Source organism: Geodermatophilus maliterrae (assembly GCF_041018925.1).
Lineage (GTDB): Bacteria > Actinomycetota > Actinomycetes > Mycobacteriales > Geodermatophilaceae > Geodermatophilus > Geodermatophilus maliterrae.
In genome coordinates this window covers 1-1,386 of sequence record NZ_JBFNXQ010000206.1, presented here as the reverse complement: position 1 = coordinate 1,386, position 1,386 = coordinate 1, and the positions used below count along the sequence as shown (strand labels likewise).

1 protein-coding gene is annotated in these 1,386 nt (G+C 71.1%); it reads right to left on the bottom strand.

Translation table 11 applies throughout. From position 1 onward, the window contains the following. Positions 1–1,192 (bottom strand): serine hydroxymethyltransferase (glyA, locus tag ABQ292_RS26475; protein WP_369210684.1); only part of this gene is annotated, 1,192 nt, incomplete at its 3' end. Positions 1,193–1,386: the final 194 nt, after the last annotated feature.

Sequence of the window (1,386 nt, the reverse complement as noted above, 5' to 3'; positions counted from 1 at the left end):
CGAAGTCCTCGGCGTCGAAGCCGCGGGCGGCCAGCGCCGGGGTGCCGATGCGCACCCCCGAGCTGACCATCGGCGGGCGGGGGTCGAAGGGCACCGCGTTGCGGTTGACCGTGATGCCGACGGCGTGCAGCCGGTCCTCGGCCTGCCGGCCGTCCAGCTCCGATGCGCGGAGATCCACCAGGACGAGGTGGACGTCGGTACCGCCGCTGACCACGTCGATGCCGGCCTCGCGGGAGTCGGGGGCCAACAGCCGCTCGGCCAGCAGCCGCGCGCCGGCGAGGGTGCGCTCCTGGCGCTCGCGGAAGGCCGGCTCACCGGCCAGCTTGAACGCCACCGCCTTGGCCGCGATGACGTGCTCGAGCGGGCCGCCCTGCTGGCCGGGGAACACCGAGGAGTTGAACTTCTTGGCGAGGTCGGCCGTGGCCAGGATGACCCCGCCACGGGGACCGCCGAGGGTCTTGTGGGTGGTCGAGGTGACCACGTGCGCGTGCGGCACCGGGGAGGGGTGCAGCCCGGCGGCGACCAGCCCGGCGAAGTGCGCCATGTCGACCATCAGGTACGCGCCGACCTCGTCGGCGATCCGGCGGAACCCGGCGAAGTCCAGGTGCCGGGGGTAGGCCGACCAGCCGGCGACGATGAGCTTGGGTCGCCGCTCGTGCGCCAGCTGCTCGACCTCGGCCATGTCCACGAGGTGGTCGTCGGCCCGCACGTGGTAGGCGGCGACGTCGTAGAGCTTGCCCGAGAAGTTCAGCTTCATGCCGTGGGTCAGGTGGCCGCCGTGCGCCAGGTCCAGACCCAGGATCGTGTCGCCGGGCTGCAGGAGGGCGGACATCGCCGCGGCGTTGGCCTGGGCACCCGAGTGCGGCTGCACGTTGGCGTACTCGGCGCCGAACAGCGCCGTCAGCCGGTCGATGGCCAGCTGCTCGATCACGTCGACGTGCTCGCAGCCGCCGTAGTACCGCCGGCCCGGGTAGCCCTCGGCGTACTTGTTCGTCAGCACCGAGCCCTGGGCCTGCATCACGGCGACGGGCGCGAAGTTCTCGCTGGCGATCATCTCCAGCGTGGTCTGCTGCCGGGTCAGCTCCGCGGAGATCGCGTCGTGGACCTCCGGATCGGTGTCCGCCAGCGATCGGTTGAGGACGCGGTCCGGAACGGCCGGGGCCTGGAGAGCTCCTTCGATCTGGATGACCATGCCGGAGTCCCTTCTGTCATAAGATGAACTCAAGGACTGGTATATCAGTCGTCCAACACTGTAGGGTGAGTGTCGAGCAGGGTCAAGGGGCGCCGACGACGCGATGTGTCGCTGACTCCCACCACCGTCGGCGCCCATCCCCGCGGGACCCCGATGCGGCCCCGCCCACATCCCCACGGAAGGAGCCCCAACGC